Below are 20,575 nucleotides of genomic sequence, written 5' to 3'. Positions count from 1 at the left end.
TGCCTTCCACGGCCTGGCGCCTTCAGATTGAGGGGTCGGATGCTTCCTTTGCCGTGCTGACAGGATTGAGAATGATCTGCACAAGATCCTCGACAGGCTTACTGGCGTCGACCATCTCCCAGCTTATGACGCCCACCTCATGGATCAACTGCTCCTCGAGGACGTCGACGGTAGCGTCCGAAACGCCTTGGGGCCGGGCAAAAACACGCTGGCGAAGAACCGCCGGATCAGCTTCGAGCCAGATGCCCTGAAAGCGACGGCCTCCCAGAAAGGCAACTTCCTCGATCATCTGGCGGTTTCGCGGCTTGTCGAAGACCGCGTCAACGACCACGCAGCCACCACCATTCAGAAGGAGACGGACGCGCCAGGCCATCTCGCGATAGACCCTTGCGGAGATTTCCGGCCTGTAGGCTGCGGGCGGCAATTTTGTTTCCGGCGGAACGGCATGCATGGCTTTTCGCACCCTGTCGCTCTCGACGATACGCGCACCGGGGGCAACGCCCAGCAAGGGAGCCAGGGCTTCGGCAAGCGTTGTCTTGCCTGATCCGCTAAGGCCACCGATCGCCACCAACCTAGGCGCAGCAGGCTGCAGCAGCGCACGAGCGAGTTCGAAATAGGATCGCGCTTCCTCAACAAGGGGCGCGGCCTGATCTCCGATCAGGTTCTCGGCTTGTGTGGCGGTTACATGGGCGCGGACTGCAGCCCTGAGCGCCATGAAGAACGGCAGGAGCCGAAAGCCCTCTTCATCATCGGTCTCGTCGAGATAGCGGTTCATCAACCGGTTCGCGAGCCCTCTTTCCTGCCTGTGCCAGAGATCCATAAGCAGAAAGGCCAGATCGTACAGCACATCGGTTGTAGCAATCTCATCATTGAATTCGATGCAGTCGAACAGGCACGGTTCTCCATGGAACAGGAAGATGTTGCGAAGATGAAGATCGCCATGACATCTGCGGATTTTCCCCTCACGCTCGCGCTCATCCAGCAGTTCCGTCAAATCGGATAAGCGCTGATTGAACATCGATGTGAGTTCTCGCACCTGCGCTTGCGGAAAAACCTTGCTTGTCGCGAAGCCTGCCTCATTGATCACCAGGACGGACATCACGTTCTTTCGTCCGGAAAGCGCGTGTGAGACCGGCGCCCCTCGATGGAACCCTACGACCGTTTTTGCCAAGGCATCGACCGTCGAGGATGTCAGCGCTCCTGACGCGGCGACCCGATCAAGCAGTGCCGATTGTTCGAAGCGGCGCATTTCGACCAAGGCCTCGCAGACTTCCCCACTGCCATCGATCGCAAAATCGCCGGACGGTTCACGCGTTATCAACCTGACCGCGAGATATGTCTCCGGCGAAGTGGCACCGTTTAGCTCCAGCTCCTTGCGGCATGCCGCCAGCCTGGCCTCGACCGAGGAAAAATCGACGTAGGGCAATCTCACGGCCCGCTTCATCTTGTAAGCGCGATCGCCGGAGAGAAAGATGATCGAGATGTGCGTATTGATCACCTCGACCGGATGTTCATCCCGGCGCAGTGCTTTCTCGAGATAGGAGAGTACCCCGGACTGGTCTTGCGCAAGCATCACGATCCTCCTTCATTGGCCGTACAGAGAGTGGTCGATCGCCAGGTCAACGCATTGATTTCCATCAATGCCGACGACAGCGCGTTAGCGTTTCATTGAGCCGAGCTTAGGACGTTCGACATGGATTTACGCCGCAGAAAGCGCCTCATCACCGAACTTATTCCGTCGGTTCGCAGGGCGGGAGATGCCGCACACGCCCTTCAGCGCCGTGGCATAGGAGCCCGGATCAAGGCGGATAAGTCGCCGGTCACCTCGGCCGATCTCGCAAGCCATGAAATCCTCTTGGAGGGTTGCCATTCCCTGGTTCCGGACATTCCGGTGTTGAGCGAAGAAGACACGATGCTCGCATTCGGCCCGCTCGCGGGTGAAATCGCCCTCCTTCTCGATCCCCTCGATGGGACAAAAGAGTTCATCTGTGGTCGTGACGACTTCACCGTCAACATCGCGCTTGTCGAAGCTGGTTTTCCGACCGCGGGCGTGGTTTATGCCCCCGCAGTGAGGCGCCTGTTCTTCAGTTACGGCAGGCATAGGGCGTTTAGCCAGTCATCGGCGGCAGCGCCTTGCCCTATCCTGCCACAGGCGGACCCCCGCAGCGCCCCTATCGTCCTCGTCAGTCGCTCGCACTGCGACGAACGCACCGAGCAACTGCTTCAGGCGCTCAGACCATGCGAAGTACGCCAGCTCGGCTCATCCCTGAAATTTGCATTCGTGGCAGCGGGAGAAGCAGATGTGTACCTTCGGCTGGGACCGATGATGGTGTGGGACTGCGCCGCCGGCCAAGCGATCGTCGAAGCAGCCGGCGGCGTCGTATTGGGGCTCGATGGCAACCGGCTCAGGTACGATCGATCCGAGGCCGGCAGAGTTGAGGGTCTGGTCGCCGCAAGGAGCGGCGAGGTCGCAGCGCGAGTTCTCGCGGCCTCCAGGAGCTTGGAGCCACGACCGTCGGCGATCGATGCCCCTTGTCTTCTCCACCCTCGATGAGGTGACTTGACGATGATCAAGGACGCCTTCTGCTTCAGCACTTAAATTTGCCGCTTGGACAGGATCCGGAACGAGGCGTCGGTCTCCAGAACATGGGCCGGTGGCCGACTTCAGCGTCCGAGAGACTAGGGCAACTCCCTTTTCAGGGAAGGAATGAACATGGGCATTATCGACGACCGTGAAGAAGCACTCGAGAAAGAGTATATCATGAAACTCGAGCGTTCGTTTCATATCAAGGCGAGGCGCGACAGGATGCTGGCGCGCTGGGCGGCCGACCTCATCGGGCGAAAGGACTTCGATGTCTATTTCAACGAAATTATTTCCGCCAGTCTGCTCGAGCCGGGCGAAGAGAATGTCTTCAACAAGGTCTTTGACGACCTGCAATATGCAGATGTGGCGATTGATGCAAACGCGGTCCGCGAGAAAATGAAGCAACTTCTGCGAGAAGCGGCAAGCTCCCTCAATGGCGTCGCCTAGATCCCGGGTGATTGTTAGACCGACGGCAATCTACCGTGCGGGAGGCAGGTCATAACCATCCCCCTTCCCCAGTGCTTTCGCATCAGAGTCCGGCAAGCGCGGCGGCCTCTCCCACTGAAGAAACTGAGAACCAACTCTGGTGCAGTACGGTCCAAATGTTCTGCCAAAACCCGAAGCCACCTCTTGCGCGGCCGCGTTCTTGCGGCACCTCCGCAGCCCTCCAATTTGGTCGCTGCCAGCGGCGTGAGATCAAGGCTGAATGAGCTGCATCTGGGAATAAGACGCGTCGGGTCTATCGGGCCATGAGAACCGGCACGTTGCAGCCCTCGATGATGGAGGCAGTCACGCCGCCGAATATCCGCTCGCGGAGTCGCGAGTGGCCATAGGCGCCCATGACAATCATATCACAACCGAGCTCACGCGCGTGCTGCAGGAGAACCTCCTCGGTCCTGCGTCCGCCGCTCGCCAGTTGTTCGACGACGACTTTGGCTCCATGGCGAGCGAGAAATGTTGCGATGTCAGCACCTGGCTCGTCGCCGCTTTTGAGGTAGGCGCTATCAGGATCGATAAGCACGAGATGGACCTCGTCGGCCGCAATCAGCATCTCTAATGCCGCCTTGGCTGCATTGGCGGCTTCCGGGCGCGAATTCCAGGCGACCAGCACGTTCGTCGGCTTCAAGCTTGCTCTGCCGGCACTCGAAATCAGGAATAGCGGTGTTCTCGTGTCGAAGGCTGTCGCCGCCACCACCGCTCTCCGAAGTTCGACGTCGGCGCGTATGCCATGTCCACCTACAACGATATCGGCGTATATGCTACGCATGCCGATACTGCTCTGCAGAATGAAAAGATCTTCGTAGAGGCAGTCGACATCGAAGGAGATGTCGTTCATCCGGCACATATCTTCAGCCTGGAGCCGGATTTGATGCAGAGCATCTGTTTCCTTCTGTACTTGCTCAATCCAGGCGGTGGTCACCGGATACTCGACGGTAACCGGTTGCAACGCGGCGCCGACTACCAGAATGGACAGATGAGCATCGCTTTCCCTGGCCAGTTCAATCGCGCTCTTGATATCCGATCCAGCGTCCGTGGCTCCGACAATTGCGAGCAGAGTTTTCAAGGACATGGTGACCTCCTTCGGTTGGTACGTTGATCTGAGGGAGGCTAGGAGGCCGGCTAAAACCCGCAATGATCTTTGTCAATCAAAGCCGAACACAGCGAGATTGATCCCCGTCAAGGTCGAAGCCGCCGAATCGGACGATGAAGAGCCCATCCCGACTTTGGCAGGCAAGGAGTCTTCGTTGAACCGCTACTGGACAGCTGCTCTTATGCTCGTCGCCCTGGCAGGCGCCGGCTATGTCGCCTGGCAGTATCAGGCGACGAGGTTTGCGGCGCAGGCAATGGCCGGCATCGCGAGCGGAAACGGGCGTATCGAGGCCGTCGAGATCGACATCGCTGCACGTACGGCGGGACGTCTGTCGGACGTGCTCGTTCGCGAGGGTGACTTCGTCGAGGTCGGCCAGGTCGTCGCTACCATGGATGTCGAGCAGCTTAACGCGCAAAGGCGGGAGGCCATGGCTCAGCTCTCCCGGGCAAGAATTGCGATTGACACGGCAAGGATGCTGGTCTCGCAAAGACAGGCGGAAAAGGAGGCGGCAGCAGCGACCGTTTCACAGAACGATGTCCTACTTCAGTCTGCGCACAAACGGCTGGCCCGCAGTCAGCAGCTTTCGAAAAGCGGGACCGTCTCCGAGCAGACGCTCGACGACGATCGCGCCCGCGCCGACGGAGCGGCGGCGACGCTTGGCGCAGCCAGGGCAAACCTCGCCGCAACCGAGGCCGCGATCGGCACCGCCGAAGCGCAGGTGGTGGACGCCGAAGCCGCTGTCGAAGCCGCTGAAGCGACCGTCGCCCGGATTGAGGCGGATCTCCGCGACTGCGCCCTTAAAGCCCCAAGGAGCGGTCGCGTCCAATATCTCGTCGCACATCCGGGCGAAGTCGTCGCAGCTGGAGGCCGCGTCCTCAACCTTCTGGATGTGGGCGACGTTTACATGACCTTCTTCCTGGCCACGACAGAAGCGGGCCGTACTGCAATCGGCAGCGAGGCTCGCATCGTCTTGGATGCCGCACCGCAATACGTCATCCCTGCGCGAATATCCTTCGTTTCAGACGTAGCCCAGTTCACGCCGAAGACGGTTGAGACGGAGGAGGAGCGCGAAAAGTTGATGTTCCGCCTGCGTGCGCAGGTGCCCAAGGAACTGCTGCAGAAATATATGGCGCAGGTGAAGACGGGCCTGCCCGGGCGAGCCTATGTCAAGATCGATCCCGCCGCCAAATGGCCGCCACCGCTTTCGACGCCTCTCACCCCCTGAACTGGAGCATCCTGTGCCCGCGGAGACCGTAGAACCAGCATATGTCGCCCGCCTGAAGGATGTGACCCATGCCTACGGTGGGCATAAGGCCCTGGAGGCGGTCACGCTCGACATTCCGGCAGGCGAACTGGTCGGCCTCATAGGTCCAGATGGCGTCGGTAAATCGTCGCTTCTCTCCTTGATAGCCGGTGCACGAAAGATCCAGAAGGGCGATATCACTGTGCTTGGTGGCGACATGCGCCACGCCAGCCACCGCCGGCAGGCCTGTCCCGCGATCGCCTATATGCCTCAGGGGCTTGGCAAGAACCTCTATCCGACGCTGTCCGTGTTTGAGAATGCTGACTTCTTCGGCCGTCTGTTCGGCCTGGGCCGCAAAGACCGGGGAGACCGTATCCGCACGCTCCTGCAGCGCACCGGTCTTTCCGGCTTCGAAGACCGGGCCGCAGGGAAACTTTCGGGCGGCATGAAGCAGAAGCTCGGCCTCTGCTGCGCCCTCATCCACGATCCTGAGCTTCTAATCCTCGACGAGCCGACCACCGGCATCGATCCCCTCTCGCGCCGCCAGTTCTGGGACCTCATCGATGAGATCCGGTCCGAGCGACCGACGATCAGCGTGGTCGTGGCAACGGCCTATCTGGAAGAGGCGGCGCGTTTCGACTGCTTGGCGGCCATGGATGCCGGCCGACTAGTGGCGACCGGATCGCCCGGATCCCTGCTGGAGCGAACGAGGACGACCACACTTGACGATGCCTTCATCGCACTGATGCCAGAGGACAGGCGGGCATCACATCATAGTGTAGAATTGCCGCCGCTCCCCGTACCAGACGTGCCGGACTTTGCCATCGAGGCCGAGGGTTTAACGATGCGCTTCGGCGACTTTACCGCCGTCGACGACGTCAGCTTCAAGATCCGCAGAGGCGAAATATTCGGTTTTATCGGTTCCAACGGCTGCGGCAAAACGACGACGATGAAGATGCTGACCGGGCTTCTGGCGGCAAGCGAAGGCACGGCAAGGCTCTTCGGCAAACCGGTCGACCCGCGCAACATGGATGTCCGCCGGCGGGTCGGTTATCTGAGTCAAAGCTTCTCGCTCTACACGGAACTGACTGTCCGGCAAAATCTCGACCTGCACGCGCGGCTTTTTGGATTGCCGCCCGACACGATCCCGTCGCGGATCAAGGAGTTGGGGCATCGTTTCCAGCTCGAAGGCGCCATGGAGTCCCTGCCTGACACTCTGCCGCTCGGCATGCGGCAGCGATTGTCACTGGCGGTCGCTCTGGTCCATCGGCCGGAAATGCTCATTCTCGACGAGCCGACCTCAGGTGTCGATCCCATCGCCCGCGACCAGCTTTGGTCAGAGCTGATCCAGCTGTCACGCAAGGAGAAGGTGACGATCTTTATTTCGACGCATTTCATGAACGAGGCGGAACGCTGCGACCACATATCGCTCATGCATGCCGGTCGAGTCCTGGTGAGCGATACCCCCCAGGCTCTCCGCGAAAGCTGCGGCGCCGCCACCTTGGAAGCTGCCTTCATCAACTATCTCCAGGACGCGATAGGTAGACCTGCAAGGGCCGACCCAAGCGCATCTCCCGCGATGGATCGGCGGAAATCCCGGCCTGCGGTCAAGCAACGGCGCGTTTTTGATCTGCGCGCCGCTTTGAGCTATAGCGGCCGTGAAGCACGCGAACTGCTCCGCGATCCTATCCGAGCAACGCTAGCCTTGATTGGCAGCGTCATCCTGATGTTCGTCCTCGGCTACGGCATCAACATGGACGTCAAGGATCTTGCTTTCGCGGTGCTTGACCGGGACGATACGGTTGCCAGCCGCGACTATGTTGCCGAAATAGCAGGCTCTCGCTATTTCATCGAACAATCCCCCATCGCCGACTACGCTGATCTCGACCGACGCATGCGCGATGGCTCATTGAAGCTCGCAATCGAAATCCCGGCTGGCTTCGCCAGTCACCTCGCCCGCGGCCATGATGTCGAGATCGGCGCCTGGATCGATGGTGCGATGCCGCAGCGCGCGGAAACGACACGCGGTTACGTCGAGGGCATGCACAACAGCTGGCTCGCCCGCAAAGTCCGTGAAACCGACGGCCGAACCGAACCTGGCCAATTCTCCGTGGAGACCCGGTTCCGCTACAACCCCGGCATGGAAAGTTTGGTCGCCATGGTGCCGGCTGTCATCCCGCTCCTGCTGCTGCTGATTCCGGCAATGCTTTCAGCATTGTCGGTCGTCCGTGAGAAGGAGTTGGGGTCGATCGTCAATCTCTACGTCACGCCTGTGACACGGCTCGAATTCCTGGTGGGCAAGCAGCTGCCCTATCTGGTACTCGGCCTCCTCAATGCGGCGCTGCTCTGGCTCTTCGCGGTCTGTATCTTCCGGGTTCCGTTCACCGGCAGCCTTTTCGTCTTCACGATATCCGCCTTCCTCTATGTCGTCTTCGCGACTGCTTTCGGGCTGCTGATCTCCACCTTTATGTCCAGCCAGATTGCAGCGATCTTTGGCACGACGCTTCTGACCATCATTCCAGCCGTACAGTTCTCCGGCCTGATTGACCCCGTCTCTTCGCTCCAGGGCGTAGGTGCGATTATCGGCCAGATTTTACCGACGACTTACTTCAACATCATCTCACGTGGCACTTTTTCAAAAGGACTGGGATTCGGCAATCTTGAAACGACCCTGCTTCCGCTCCTTGTGTCCGGACCGCTGCTCGTTGCCGTCAGCGCTCTCTTCCTCAAGAAGCAGGCGAGGTGAAGCATGCGCCTTGCCACCATCTTTCATCTTGGAATCAAGGAATTGCGGGGTTTGCTGCGTGATCCGGTTCTTCTCGGCTTGATCGTCTATTCCTTCACGCTCGCCGTCTATGTCGAAGCGAAGGCCGTACCCCAGACGTTAAACAACGTGCCCATCGCCATCGTCGACGAGGACGGTTCTCCGTTGTCCAGGCGTATCGCAGACGCCTTGCTGCAGCCGTATTTCAAACCCCCGATTACAATCACGACAGGCGAGATGGACGCCCGGATGGACGCCGGTGCCGATACCTTCGCGCTCGACATTCCGCCGCATTTCCAGAGCGATCTCATAGCCGACAAGTCACCGGTCATCCAGCTCAACGTCGATGCGACCCGGATGAGCCAAGCTTTCTCCGGATCGGGCTATGTTCAATCGATCGTTGCTCAAGAAATTGGAGGTTTCTCCCGCAGTCAGACAGGAGTGAAACGCCCTCAGCTTAACCTGGCGATACGTTCCCGGTTCAATCCTGAACTCAATGAGACCTGGTTCGGCTCTGTGATGCACGTTATCGACAATGTCACCATGCTGTCGATCATCCTGACGGGCACGGCTCTCATTCGCGAACGAGAACACGGTACGGTGGAGCATCTGCTCGTCATGCCCGTCAGGCCGATCGAAATCATGCTTGCCAAGGTCTGGTCGATGGGATTGGTCGTATTCATCGCGACAGGCCTGGCGCTCGTCATCATGGTCCAGGGCCTGCTTCAGGTGCCCATCGAAGGCTCGTTATCACTGTTCATGGCGGGCGCCGCACTCCATCTCTTGGCGACGACCGCGATGGGCATCGCACTCGCAACGATCGCAGGCTCCATGCCCCAATTCGGACTGCTCTTGATGCTGGTCCTGCTGCCGCTGCAGATGCTGTCGGGCGCCACAACGCCGCAGGAGAGCATGCCCGAAGCGATCCAGACGATCATGCTCGCGGCGCCGAATACGCATTTCGTCACGATGGCGCAAGCGATCCTCTATCGTGGCGCGGGCTTTTCCGTCGTCTGGCCGCAATTCGTGTGGCTTGCAGGGATCGCCGCTGTGCTGTTCACCTTTTCGCTGCGCGGCTTTCGCAGGTCATTGAAGTGAGACCTGTCAGTTTGGGGTCGGGCGACGTCGATTGACGACGATCAACGAAAGACCGGTTGAGCGGTCGTATCCTGCCTCAAGTTCTGGAGGTGGTAAAATGCTGAAAGTACGTTCGATCATGACTTCCAACCCGACGACGATCGGGCCGAATGCCAAAGTCTGGGAAGCCGCCAACGTGATGTTGGACAACCGCATCAGCGGCTTGCCCGTCGTTGATCAATCCGGCGACCTGCTGGGCATCATTAGTGAAAGCGATTTCCTGCGGCGAAACGAAATCCACGCCGACGCTCCCCACGGCCTCTGGCGTGATTTCTTCTCTTCCCGCGGGGGACTTGCGGAAGACTATGCAAAGAGCTTCGGAAACGACGTGGGAGAAGTGATGTCCTCCCCCGCTGTGACCGTGCAGCCCGACGCATCCGTCGAAACCGCCGCGGAGCTGATGGCCGAGAAGAATATCAAACGCCTTCCCGTGGTCGAAGGCAGTGAAATCATCGGGATCGTCACCCGTTTCGACGTGATGGCGGCGCTCGTCCGCTCGCTCGCCAGCCATTGCGCCGAGCGAGCCGATAACGACATTCGAAATGCGCTGGAAGCGGAATTGTCGCGCCAAAAATGGGGTGATTCCGTAACTCTGCACGTCGCCGACGGAGTGGTGACGCTTGAAGGCCGGGTGCTGGACTCGCGGGAGAAGACCGCCCTGCACGTGGCGGCGGAAAACACAATTGGCGTGAAAAGTGTGAATGACCGGATCGAGGTCGTGGTGCCTCCTGACATGCCGGTGCCGCCGCCCGGCTTCTATCTTTGATGGGCCCCGGGCTGTCTCCCCCTTTTCCGTCGGGGCCGTCCGGGCGCCTCCTGCACATTGGTGGAGAAGGATCTGGAATGGACAGGATTGCCGATCGCGGAACGCCACCCTACTGGTCGTTACCCACCGAGCCAGTTTTGGCGGAACTACACAGCTCGCGAAACGGCCTTAGCGCCTCCGAGGTTGCACGGCGATTGAAGGAAAGTGGCCCGAATTCGCTTGGCAAAGACCGGAGTCTCCCTGCGCTCCGGGCCCTCGCGCGGCAGTTTCGAAGTCCCCTCGTCCTGATCCTGGTCGCGGCAGCGGCGATCTCTGCTTTTGTCGGCGAAGGCCATGAGACGCTTATCATTTCGATCATCGTGCTGGCCAGCTGCCTGCTCGGCTTCTTCCAGGAATACGGGGCGTCACGGGCGACGGAAAAGCTCAAGCAGCGCCTGTCGCAGAAAGCCGTGGTCATCCGCGACGGCGCCGAGAGCACCATCCGCGTCGAAGATGTCGTGCCCGGCGATATCTTCCTTCTTTCCGCTGGCAGTCTTATCCCTGCGGACGGTATTATCCTGGAGGCGCGCGACCTCAATATCAGCGAGGCGGTGCTGACGGGAGAAGCTTTTCCGAACGTCAAGACACCAGGCATCGCGGAAGCCGGCGCGCCTCCTTCCCGGCGCAGCAACAGCGTTTTTGCCGGCACTTCAGTGCGTAGCGGCAAGGGTTGCGTTCTGACCGTCAAGACCGGCACCCATACGGAATTCGCCGCCATTGCGGCGAGCCTCGAACGCCAGGTTCCGGAGACGGAGTTTTCCCGGGGTATCCGCCGTTTCGGCCTGCTGATGACAGAGATCATGTTCGTCATGGTCATCCTGGTCTTCTTCGCCAACGCACTGCTCGGCCGACCGCTGATCGATTCCATCCTCTTTTCCCTTGCGCTCGCAGTCGGCCTCACGCCTGAGCTGCTGCCCGCCATCATCAGCGTGACACTTGCCCGCGGCGCCAGGGCAATGGCAGCCAATGGGGTCGTCGTCCGCAGGCTTGAGGCCATCGAAAATCTCGGCAGCATGGACATTCTCTGCACCGACAAGACGGGAACCTTGACGGAAGGCATCATCCATCTTGATGGCTGCGTGAGTGCGGACGGACAGCGCTCGGACGAAGTCTTCCTGCTGGCCCGCCTCAATGCCGCTCTGCAGAGCGGTATGAGCAATCCGCTGGACGAAGCCATTCTGGGCGCAGATTCAGTTGGCGCGCGCGAGCAGTCTTTCGTAAAGCGGGACGAAATCCCTTACGATTTCATGCGAAAGCGGTTGTCGGTAATCGTCTCGTCTCCGGAAGGAGAGACCGTGTTGATTTGCAAGGGCGCGGTCGACAATGTCTTGGAGATCTGCGGCTCCATCCGCGAGGCCGAAAAAGAGATACCCCTCGGCACGGACGAACGAGGTGCGGTCGAGGAGAAGTTCCAAAGCTGGAGCAAACAGGGCTTTCGCGTACTCGGCCTTGCAACGCGGCGCCTGGCGTCACCCGGCCCCTATGACCGCACGGACGAAACCGGCCTTTGCTTCGAAGGATTTCTGCTTTTCCTCGATCCGCCGAAGCAGAGCATCGAGCACTGCCTTTCCGAATTGGCGAAACGCGGCATCACGATCAAGGTCATTTCCGGCGACAACCGCTATATCGTCGCTCACCTCGCTGCCTCGATCGGGCTGCCGTCCGATCGGATTCTGACTGGGGCGGATTTATCGAGGCTATCCTCGCAAGCACTGGCTGCGAAGGCTGTGCATGCCGACCTCTTTGCGGAGATTGATCCCAATCAGAAGGAAAGCATTGTCAGGGCACTCAGGTCGCGCGGCCACGTCGTCGGCTATCTCGGCGACGGGATCAACGACGCCCCTGCCTTACATGAAGCCGATATCGGAATTTCCGTTGACAGCGCCGTAGACGTGGCGCGCGAAGCTGCCGACATCGTTCTTCTAAAGCGCGATCTCGGCGTGGTGGCACAGGGAGTGGACGATGGGCGAACCACCTTCGCCAACACGATGAAATATATCTCGATTACCACCAGCGCCAATTTCGGCAATATGATCAGTATGGCGCTGGCTTCGATCGCGCTCCCCTTCCTGCCGCTTCTCGCCCAGCAGGTCCTGCTCAACAATTTTCTCTCCGATATCCCGTCCTTTGCCATTGCCACCGATAATGTCGACGAGGAGGACAGACGCAAACCGCGTCACTGGGAGATCGGATCCGTGCGGCGGTTCATGCTTACCTTCGGGCTGGTCAGTTCGCTTTTCGACCTCCTGACTTTCGGCTTTCTGATCTTCCTGGCAGAAGCCGGCGAACAGCACTTCCAGACAGCATGGTTTGTTGAATCGCTGCTGACGGAATTACTGATCGTTTTCATCATCCGCACGCGCAAACGGTTCTGGCAGAGTTGGCCGTCGCGCCTGCTCGCCGCTTTGTCTGCCCTCATCACGTCGGTGACCTTTTTGCTACCCTTCCTGCCGGTTGCGAGCTGGTTCGGCTTTGTACCCTTGCCACTTACCACCTGCCTCGGGATCGTCGCCATCAGCGTCATGTATCTCCTGTCCTCGGAGCTGGCGAAGCATTGGTTCTTCCGACGCGAGGACCAACGACGGCACCCCTTCGGCCATAAACGCCGACAAAATCCGCGGCGTTTTGACAAGGATTGGCGTGCCACGCATGGAGCTTGATCCGCGTCAATGCCCGCAAGCTGCCGAAAGGTTCAAATGAGGGCGCTCGATGACGAGCTGACACCGGCTGCACCGAACCCCCGCGTGACGCTTCGATGTGGCCTCCTTCTTGAAAAGCAGGAGAAAAATCATGGCAGATGCAACCAAACTAACCGTCAAAACCGAAGATAAGCCGCACCAGCCGGCAGGAATCTGGTCCCCCTTCGAGGCGCTGCGCTCCGAGATCGACCGTCTCTTCGACGATTTCACGCCCTCGCCCTGGCATTCCTCTGCCCGGTCCATTTTCGCGCGTGGCCTTCCGTCGCTGAATGGCTGGGTCGTCGCCCCGGCCGTCGATGTGGTGGAGAAGGACGACGCATACGAAGTGACGGCCGAGGTGCCCGGGCTCGACGAGAAGAATATCGAAGTCAAGCTGTCCAACAGCCATCTGACAATCCGGGGCGAGAAACGGGAGGAAAAGGAGGACAAGCAGAAGGAATACCATGTGTCCGAGCGTCGCTATGGCTCCTTCCAGCGCACCTTCCAGGTTCCGGATGGGGTCGACGCCGCCAAGGTGGAGGCCACCTTCGAGAAGGGTGTCCTCAGGGTGAGACTGCCGAAGAGCGCAGAGGCCAAAAAGAACGAGCGAAAGGTGGAGATCAAAGCCGCTTGATGCCGCGGCGCGGCGAGCGGGCGCGCATCGACGAAGCGCGCCCGCTCTTTCTCCGATCGCCTTCTCCGTCATTTCTGCGTCAGGAGAACCCGCCACGATGGAGCGCTGCCTGCGCTAAAGCGAGATATCTGCTCGTCTTCGCTTCCCATAAACCGGGCACCACTCGGACGCAATCCAGCAGATGAGAATAGCTCATGCGCGCCCGCATCGTTCCGCGAAACGCTGTGTATAGGAGCCGCAATTTGAGCGGAATGCGGTCTTCCAGCTTCCGCTCCATCAAGTTGGCAAGCGTGTCTGCGATATCGGGGGCGCCGAGGAAGGCGCATTCCATACCAAGAAAGGCGATCTCATCGAATGGATCGATGAAACGAAGCCATCGGTCGAATTCGAGACAATCGAATATGGCGATTGGATTGCAGAAACAGACGTGCTCGGGTCGCAGATCCCCGTGGCCTTCGACATAGCGGCCTTGCTCGATGCGGTTCTTGATCATGTCGCGCGATCGATGCAGCGCGCGGTCAAGGTCGTTTAATAGGCTTCTGACCGCATGATGATCGACATCGAATTCTTCGTGCCTCAAAACCTCTCTGTTGATCTCGTTCTGGTACTCGAACATCCGGAAATGATCGAGTGGATCGAGGGCGGGCCGCTCCGCTCCGCGATAGAAGGCGGCCAGATAGCCAACCAAATCAGCCAGCTCATTGGTGGTCACCGCACTCGCCTTGATCAGATGATCGAACATGAGCTGTTCGGGCAAGCGACGCATTTCCAGCAGCCATTCCTCAACCGTTCCCTGCCCACCGATTGACAGTCGGCCGTCGGGCCGGGTGACCAATGGAACGACCCGAAGGTAGACATCCGGCGCAAGCCGCCGATTGAGGCGCAACTCCTCCCTGCAGTTGAATTCCCGTGCGGCGAGCGTCGAAAGATCAAGGAAAGCGCCGATCATCGGCTTCTTCAGTTTGTAGACTCGCTCTCCGCAAAGAAAGACCCAGGACATATGCGTCTCCAGCACCTTAACTGGGACGATCCCTTCCCCATAGGCTTCCGGTCTGCGCAGAAATCCGACCTTTTCATCTAAAGAAAGCACGTCATTCCCCTTCGCGACCGAACCTCAGGCATTCTAGGCGTTTGCCCGGCCGGCGCCTTGACGTCCCTCAAATCCCCCAAGCGAAGCTCTTTGACTTCGATCATCGCAATCTCTCCAGCGGGCATTATCCTGCTCACAAAGAGAAGGAGCATCCCATGAGTATGATGGCAAAGACCGATGCGGCTTTGGCCCGCTTGTTCCAACGCCTGGACAGCATGCCAAATCCCGTCGACGAGCGGCTATCGGCCGTCTTCCAGGAGTGGCTGGACCAGCGTCAGCAATTGATCGCTCCGCCGCCGCAGGCGCTGGTCTCGCCGGGATCATCCGCAGCCGAACAGGCCTTCATCTTTCGACAAGATCCCTCCGCTCCCCATGGCTATCTTCTCACCTCGGGCGCCAGATCGGCCGAAGCTCTCATCGGGGCGATCTCGACGGGAGACAGGCTGGAGGCTGCCAAGAACCGGCGCGGCGCCGTTCGGCTGCGAAGGCTGTTCGACCTCGTGGCAAGAACGGGAGAACCTATCTTGGCTCTCTTCGGCGCAAGGCCGCCGGCGGCCCAGCCGATTTACGTGGAGCTTCTTGTCGCTCCGCTTTCCGCCGACGGAAGAACTGTCGACTCCTTTCTGGCCTGCGCCAGCACGCGGCTGGTCGCCTCGACGGCTAAAGCCGCCGCGCGCCGGATGCCGCCGCATCTTCTTCTCTTCGCCTTCAAAAGCAGCAGGTACTTTGGCGAGCGCTTGGCGAATGAGCTCGGCCTGCCGCTGAGCCCGATCGAGGAACACATCTTTGAGGACGGGGAGGAAAAATGCCGACCGCTGGTGGACGTTCGCGGGCGAGACATCTGTGTGATCTCCGGCCTGGAGCGATCCGGTGGAGAGAGTGTGCACGACAGGCTCTGCAAGCTTCTCTTCTTCATCGCCACCTTGAAGACTAACGGCGCATCGCGCGTAACCGTCGTCGCGCCCTATCTCGCCTACATGCGCAAAGACCGTCAGACAAAGGAACAGGATCCGCTTACCGCTGCCTATATTGCGAGACTTTTCGAGACGGTCGGCACCGACTGCCTGATGACGATGGACACTCACAACCTGGCCGCCTTCCAGAACGCTTTCCGATGCCTGCATATGCACCTTACGGCATACGAAGCCTTCGCCCTGCATTTCGCAAAGCTGCCTGAACCAGCGGAAGTTACTGTCGTATCCCCGGATCTCGGAGGGGTAAAACGTGCCGATATGTTTCGAGAGGCGTTGGAAAAGCGGCTACATCGGCCGGTCGGAAAAGCGTTTCTGGAAAAGCAGCGCAGCCAGGGTGTGGTGAGCGGTGATCTGTTTGCCGGCGACGTGCAGGGACGAACAGCGATCATTCTTGACGATATCATCAGTTCCGGCACGACAATGGCGCGCGCGGCACGGGCCTGCGCCGAGCGCGGCGCTGCACACATCCATATTTGCGCCACGCACGGACTGTTTTCGGCGGATGCCGCGGCAAACCTGGCCAATCCGTCCATCGATGAAATCCTTGTCAGCGATACGATCGATATCGCTGAACCTCATCGCGGCGACAAGCGGCTCACAATCGTTCCAGTGGCTAAGGTTTTTGCCAGCGCGATTGCCCGGTCATGCGAGGAGACAGCGGCGCGATGACTTGGCCGCTGTCGTGCCAGCTTCATAAATCCGTCGTCGTTAAGACGACGACAGATGTCTCTCGATTTCGTCAACCGGCAGATTGACGAGGTCCTTATCGTATTCCGCCACGATCCGCTCCCTCACCGTCTCGGACATGAAGCGACGCAGGTCCGCAAGGGCCTTCGGGGGAGCGACGACGAAGAGTTTGTCAATCTGCTTGTCGACGCAGATCGCCTCGAGCTTCTCGGCTACCATCGAGGAAAACCGATCTTCTTCCTGTTCGTGGAAATCGGCTTGCCCGAGGCTGCTGCGATGGCTGCCGCTGGCGGTGCGGCCCGGCCTGTCCGTGCCTTGACTGCGGGTGGAAGCGTTATCCGGCGCCTCGATCACCTGCTCGACTTCGAGATCGAGATCGAAAGCGGTCCCGATATTGCGCAGAAGCAGGGCTTTCCGTGCGTCCGCGACGAGCACTCGCGCGTTATAAGCAATGATATTCTGGTTCATCATACTCATCCTCTTCGTTTATGGGATCCAGCATAATCGCTTCCGGAAAGAGCTGTTTGACGGACGTCAATCCCTGGGGGCATCAGACGAAAAGGAGACGCGCCCCGTTCCGACCATCAGGACGGCTGCAACTCCTTTTGAATCAGCACCAGGGCTCTGTCCTCGGGATAAGCCTTTGCGACGAATCCCTGCTCCCGTTCGAGCTCGATTGCTTCGTGATTTTCCCGGCTCTCAAGGGATTGTAAAATCTTGACGCCTTTGGCCTCTGCATATCGAGCGACGTGACGAAGCATTTCCCAGGCGACTCCCTTGTGCCTGTAGTCAGCATGGACGGCAATCGCCACTTCAGCCTCAGCCCCGGAAGGACTCCGTACCAGCATCGTGGAGGCAACGAGTATTTTTCCTCCCTGCGCGAAAGTGAGGAAATTCTCCGTGAGGCGATGATCTACGCGAGTCATCGATACCAGCCGCTCATGGCTCACTTCATGGATGCCGCCGAGGAAGCGGAACCGTAGATCTTGCGGCGTCAGGTGCCTGAAGAATTCCGCAAGCAACTGCTCGTCGTCGTCTCCAACCGGGCGTACATAGAGCGAGAGGCCGGTATGGGTGCGAAGGTAGATACCGGCGGCGCCGGTGTTGTCATTTGGGACGGGGCCCATCGCACCCGCCTGACGAATGCCGGTATTCGAGCCATCGACAGCTTCCATATCGATGATCACTTTCAGGGCATGACTGTGCAGCGCGTCATTGAACGTATCGTAAGCATTGAGGATATCATCGAGCTTAAAGCGGTGGGTGATCAAGCTGTTGGGATCAACCTTCCCCGATTGAACGGATCGCAACAGCATCGGCGTGGTAGCCGTATCGACAAGCCTGGTGGTGATCGCGATATTCTTAGACCAAAGCTTTTGGAGATGCAGATCTGCCTTTGTCCCGTGAACGCCAACATTGGCAATTATTCCGCCGGGTGCGACGATCTCCTCGCAAAGCTCGAACGTCGCGGGGATACCAACCGCCTCGATCGCTGTGTCGACCCCCTTGCCGTCGGTGAGAGCAAGAATCTGCTGCAACGCGTCGGCCATATCTGTGCGGACGACGTGCGTCGCTCCGAGACGCGAAGCTACCTCCAAACGATGGCCGTCCAAATCAGCCATAATGACCTGTGACGGCGAGTAGAACTGTGCCGTGAGAAGCGCCGCCAAGCCAACGGGCCCGGATCCGATGATCGCAACGGTCCCACCCGGCTGAACCTTGCCATTCAGCACGCCGCATTCAAACCCAGTCGGCAGAATGTCGCTCAGCATGACCAGAGCCTCTTCGTCTGCATTCGCAGGCATGTGATAAAGGCTTGTATCGGCGTGCGGGATGCGCACGTATTCGGCCTGCGTGCCGTCGATGGTATTTCCTAATATCCATCCACCAGTCGTGCAGTGCGAATACATGCCGCGTCGGCAATAGTCGCACTTGCCGCAGGAGGATATGCAGGAAATCAGCACACGGTCTGCCTTCTTGAATTGCGTCACGGCTGCGCCGACCTCTTCGACGACGCCCACGCCTTCGTGTCCGAGAACACGGCCCGGCTTGCAGCTCGCAACGTCGCCTTTGAGGATATGAAGATCGGTTCCACAGATCGTCGTCTTCGTGACCTTGACGATAGCGTCCGTCGCAGAAACGATCATGGGATGTGGCCGCTCTACAAGCGATTTCCTGCCAGGGCCTTCGAAGACGAGACCTTTCATCATCCTTCTCCTGTTTAATTGAACTTTGGCGGCATCCTGCGTCTATGACGCAGAGGAAGCTTTCCGGCTCGGACGCGCGCCTGCGCTTTCCAGCCAGCCTCTGCCCCTTCCTCGAACGTTTTCAAAATAGCAGTTCATGCATGGTCGACTTTGACCAATCGCAAAGACGAGCTCGGATATGAGACTATGATTTTTGAAAGCGAAGGATTCAGAACGGAAGCAAGGAGTTCTCGACGTGACCACTACCGAGGCGAGACGACGCTTCCTTGAGGAGAAGTATATTCTCGATTTCCAAATGCTCTTCAGGACGCGTGCTCGTCGCAACCAGATGCTCGCCGCCTGGGCCGCAAGCAAGCTTGGACGGTTCAGTGTCGATGCGTATCTGAAGGAAATCCAACTTGTCGATGAGGCGGTTTCTGGAGACGACGATGTCATCCAGAAAATATTGGCGGATCTGCGCAGCACCGGACAGCGGTTCGAGGAAGGCGACCTTCGATCGATGATGAACGAGATGATGTTCGATGCCGCCGAGGCACTCGAAGCTGATGGCAGAAGGTCGCCCGATTGCTGCAGGATGCGGCAAGATGGCGGGGATTGATTGTGTGCGATGTTCAAGGACAGGCTTCGGAACAATAAGCTCTGGGATCGTATCGTCGATGCCTCGGAGGCGGCGCGACTGATCACTGACGGGATGACCGTTGGCATGAGCGGCTTTACACGGGCCGGCGAGGCCAAGGCCGTCCCGTTGGCGCTGGCGGAAACGGCAAGGCGCGATCCGTTAAAGATCACACTGATGACGGGCGCGTCGCTCGGCCACAATCTCGATAGCACGCTCACCGAGGCCCACGTCATCGCGCGCCGCATGCCATTCCAATCCGATCTCATCTTACGCCAGGCGATCAATGCCGGCGAAGTGATGTTCATCGATCAGCATCTGTCGGAGACGGTGGAATTCCTGCGCAGCGGCCAGCTTGCACCGGTCGATGTGGCCGTCGTCGAGGCGACTGCGATTACTGAAGGCGGCGGCATCGTGCCGACAACCTCCGTCGGCAATTCGGCAAGTTTCGCCATTCTCGCACCGAAGGTGATCGTCGAGATAAACCTGTCGCAGCCGGAAATATTGGAAGGTCTCCATGATATCTATATCCCGGCTGCACGACCGAGCCGGGAGGCGATCCCCATTGTTGCGCCCGACAGCCGCATCGGCGTGCCCTTCATTCCGATTCCACCGGAAAAGATTGCTGCGATCGTCGTCACCCAGAGCAGCGACAGCGATGCAGCGGTGGAGGCACCGGACGCCGAAACCGACGCGATCGCTGGGCATCTCGCGGAATTCCTGCTGCATAAGGTGCGACGCGGCCGTCTGACGGAGAGATTGCTGCCGCTCCAGGCGGGCATTGGAACGATCGCCAATGCAGTGCTCCAGAGCTTCACCGAGGCACCGTTCCACGATCTCACCATGTATTCAGAGGTGCTGCAGGATTCGACCTTCGATCTCATGGATGCTGGTAAACTCGGGTTTGCATCAGGGTCGTCCATGACGCTGTCAACGCAGAAACACCGGCGCGTGCTTTCCGAGATCGAACATTACAAGCGGCGGCTTATCCTGCGCCCGCAGGAGATCAGCAATCATCCCGAAGTCATCCGCCGGCTCGGCATTATCGCCATCAATACGGCATTGGAATTCGACCTATACGGCAACGTCAACTCGACCCATGTCGGCGGCACACAGATGATGAACGGCATCGGCGGCTCCGGAGATTTCGCCCGCAATGCCCACATGTCGATCTTCGTGACGAAATCCCTTGCCAAGCAAGGAGCGATATCACGCGTGGTGCCGATGGTCAGTCATGTCGACCACACTGAGCACGACGTCGATATCCTGGTGACGGAAATCGGCCTTGCCGATCTGCGCGGCCTCGCCCCGCGAGAGCGGGCGGAGGTCATCATCGGAAACTGCGTTCATCCGACCTATCGCGAAGCGCTAGCGGACTATTACCGGCGGGCTCTGCTGCGCGGCGGCCACACCCCGCATCTCATCGAGGAGGCACTTGGCTGGCATGATAACCTTCGCCGAACAGGGACGATGCTGTCGCATCCGCCGCCGTTCCTCAAACCTCCCGGGTCCCCTGAAGCTGTTCCGCCCGCGAACTGGGCTTCGGCTAGCTCTTCTTGAAGATC

Annotated in this window: 18 protein-coding genes and 1 pseudogene; 13 read left to right on the top strand and 6 right to left on the bottom strand. The window is 59.3% G+C overall.

From position 1 onward, the window contains the following. Positions 1-22 precede the first annotated feature (22 nt). Positions 23-1,573 (bottom strand): bifunctional aminoglycoside phosphotransferase/ATP-binding protein, encoded by a 1,551-nt coding sequence (locus OS035_RS05845; RefSeq protein WP_331813475.1) that lies wholly within the window; start codon positions 1,571-1,573, stop codon positions 23-25. Here OS035_RS05845 and OS035_RS05840 point away from each other — a divergent pair. From OS035_RS05840 to OS035_RS33540, 4 genes are all read left to right on the top strand, one after another. After that, on the top strand, positions 1,484-1,672 hold the full coding sequence (locus OS035_RS05840) for a hypothetical protein (protein ID WP_331813552.1): 189 nt from the start codon (positions 1,484-1,486) through the stop codon (positions 1,670-1,672). The genes OS035_RS05845 and OS035_RS05840 overlap by 90 nt on opposite strands. 21 nt (positions 1,673-1,693) lie before the next feature. Further along, on the top strand, positions 1,694-2,554 hold the full coding sequence (locus tag OS035_RS05835; RefSeq protein WP_331813474.1) for a 3'(2'),5'-bisphosphate nucleotidase CysQ family protein: 861 nt from the start codon (positions 1,694-1,696) through the stop codon (positions 2,552-2,554). A gap of 159 nt (positions 2,555-2,713) precedes the next feature. Then, positions 2,714-3,031 carry an ATPase inhibitor subunit zeta gene (locus OS035_RS05830; RefSeq protein WP_168309588.1) on the top strand — a complete coding sequence of 106 codons (318 nt, stop codon included), beginning with the start codon at positions 2,714-2,716 and terminating at the stop codon, positions 3,029-3,031. Positions 3,032-3,170: 139 nt separating this feature from the next. After that, positions 3,171-3,278 carry a cation-transporting P-type ATPase gene (locus OS035_RS33540; RefSeq protein WP_168309587.1) on the top strand — a complete coding sequence of 36 codons (108 nt, stop codon included), beginning with the start codon at positions 3,171-3,173 and terminating at the stop codon, positions 3,276-3,278. Between the two features lie 45 nt (positions 3,279-3,323). Here the strand turns inward: OS035_RS33540 and OS035_RS05825 are convergent, their stop codons facing one another. Continuing rightward, positions 3,324-4,154, bottom strand: a complete 831-nt coding sequence (locus OS035_RS05825; protein ID WP_331813473.1) for a universal stress protein — start codon at positions 4,152-4,154, stop codon at positions 3,324-3,326. A gap of 202 nt (positions 4,155-4,356) precedes the next feature. On the opposite strand from OS035_RS05825, the gene OS035_RS05820 reads away from it, so the two are divergent. The 6 genes from OS035_RS05820 (at position 4,357) to OS035_RS05795 (ending at position 13,436) form a co-directional block, all read left to right on the top strand. Further along, positions 4,357-5,400: an HlyD family secretion protein gene (locus OS035_RS05820; protein WP_442967662.1), complete on the top strand. Its 1,044-nt coding sequence runs from the start codon at positions 4,357-4,359 to the stop codon at positions 5,398-5,400. A gap of 13 nt (positions 5,401-5,413) precedes the next feature. Continuing rightward, positions 5,414-8,164, top strand: coding sequence for a ribosome-associated ATPase/putative transporter RbbA (gene rbbA, locus OS035_RS05815; protein ID WP_331813471.1), 2,751 nt, complete (start codon positions 5,414-5,416; stop codon positions 8,162-8,164). A 3-nt stretch (positions 8,165-8,167) separates the two neighbouring features. After that, positions 8,168-9,280: an ABC transporter permease gene (locus OS035_RS05810; RefSeq protein WP_331813470.1), complete on the top strand. Its 1,113-nt coding sequence runs from the start codon at positions 8,168-8,170 to the stop codon at positions 9,278-9,280. Between the two features lie 97 nt (positions 9,281-9,377). After that, on the top strand, positions 9,378-10,085 hold the full coding sequence (locus OS035_RS05805; RefSeq protein ID WP_331813469.1) for a CBS domain-containing protein: 708 nt from the start codon (positions 9,378-9,380) through the stop codon (positions 10,083-10,085). Positions 10,086-10,162: 77 nt separating this feature from the next. Continuing rightward, entirely contained in the window at positions 10,163-12,784 is a 2,622-nt protein-coding gene (mgtA, locus tag OS035_RS05800) for a magnesium-translocating P-type ATPase (protein WP_331813468.1), read from the top strand. Positions 12,785-12,914: 130 nt separating this feature from the next. After that, positions 12,915-13,436: an Hsp20/alpha crystallin family protein gene (locus OS035_RS05795; RefSeq protein ID WP_168309581.1), complete on the top strand. Its 522-nt coding sequence runs from the start codon at positions 12,915-12,917 to the stop codon at positions 13,434-13,436. 79 nt (positions 13,437-13,515) lie between these two features. On the opposite strand, the gene OS035_RS05790 is transcribed toward OS035_RS05795, so the two are convergent. Next, on the bottom strand, positions 13,516-14,385 hold the full coding sequence (locus OS035_RS05790; protein WP_331813467.1) for a hypothetical protein: 870 nt from the start codon (positions 14,383-14,385) through the stop codon (positions 13,516-13,518). A gap of 296 nt (positions 14,386-14,681) precedes the next feature. On the opposite strand from OS035_RS05790, the gene OS035_RS05785 reads away from it, so the two are divergent. Beyond that, entirely contained in the window at positions 14,682-16,169 is a 1,488-nt protein-coding gene (locus OS035_RS05785) for a ribose-phosphate diphosphokinase (protein ID WP_331813466.1), read from the top strand. 39 nt (positions 16,170-16,208) lie between these two features. Here the strand turns inward: OS035_RS05785 and OS035_RS05780 are convergent, their stop codons facing one another. From OS035_RS05780 to OS035_RS05770, 3 genes and pseudogenes are all read right to left on the bottom strand, one after another. After that, positions 16,209-16,655 (bottom strand): host attachment family protein, encoded by a 447-nt coding sequence (locus tag OS035_RS05780; RefSeq protein ID WP_331813465.1) that lies wholly within the window; start codon positions 16,653-16,655, stop codon positions 16,209-16,211. A gap of 116 nt (positions 16,656-16,771) precedes the next feature. Further along, positions 16,772-17,113 (bottom strand): GNAT family N-acetyltransferase, encoded by a 342-nt coding sequence (locus tag OS035_RS05775; RefSeq protein ID WP_281413312.1) that lies wholly within the window; start codon positions 17,111-17,113, stop codon positions 16,772-16,774. 249 nt (positions 17,114-17,362) lie between these two features. Beyond that, positions 17,363-18,394 (bottom strand): annotated as a pseudogene (locus OS035_RS05770) (zinc-dependent alcohol dehydrogenase family protein); the annotation flags it as partial. Between the two features lie 193 nt (positions 18,395-18,587). On the opposite strand from OS035_RS05770, the gene OS035_RS05765 reads away from it, so the two are divergent. Next, positions 18,588-18,992, top strand: a complete 405-nt coding sequence (locus OS035_RS05765; protein ID WP_331813464.1) for an ATPase inhibitor subunit zeta — start codon at positions 18,588-18,590, stop codon at positions 18,990-18,992. Positions 18,993-19,001: 9 nt separating this feature from the next. Next, positions 19,002-20,570, top strand: coding sequence for an acetyl-CoA hydrolase/transferase family protein (locus OS035_RS05760; protein ID WP_331813463.1), 1,569 nt, complete (start codon positions 19,002-19,004; stop codon positions 20,568-20,570). Positions 20,571-20,575: the final 5 nt, after the last annotated feature.

This window comes from Rhizobium sp. 268 (assembly GCF_036571585.1).
GTDB lineage: Bacteria > Pseudomonadota > Alphaproteobacteria > Rhizobiales > Rhizobiaceae > Rhizobium > Rhizobium redzepovicii.
This window is presented reverse-complemented; position numbering and strand designations above follow the sequence as displayed.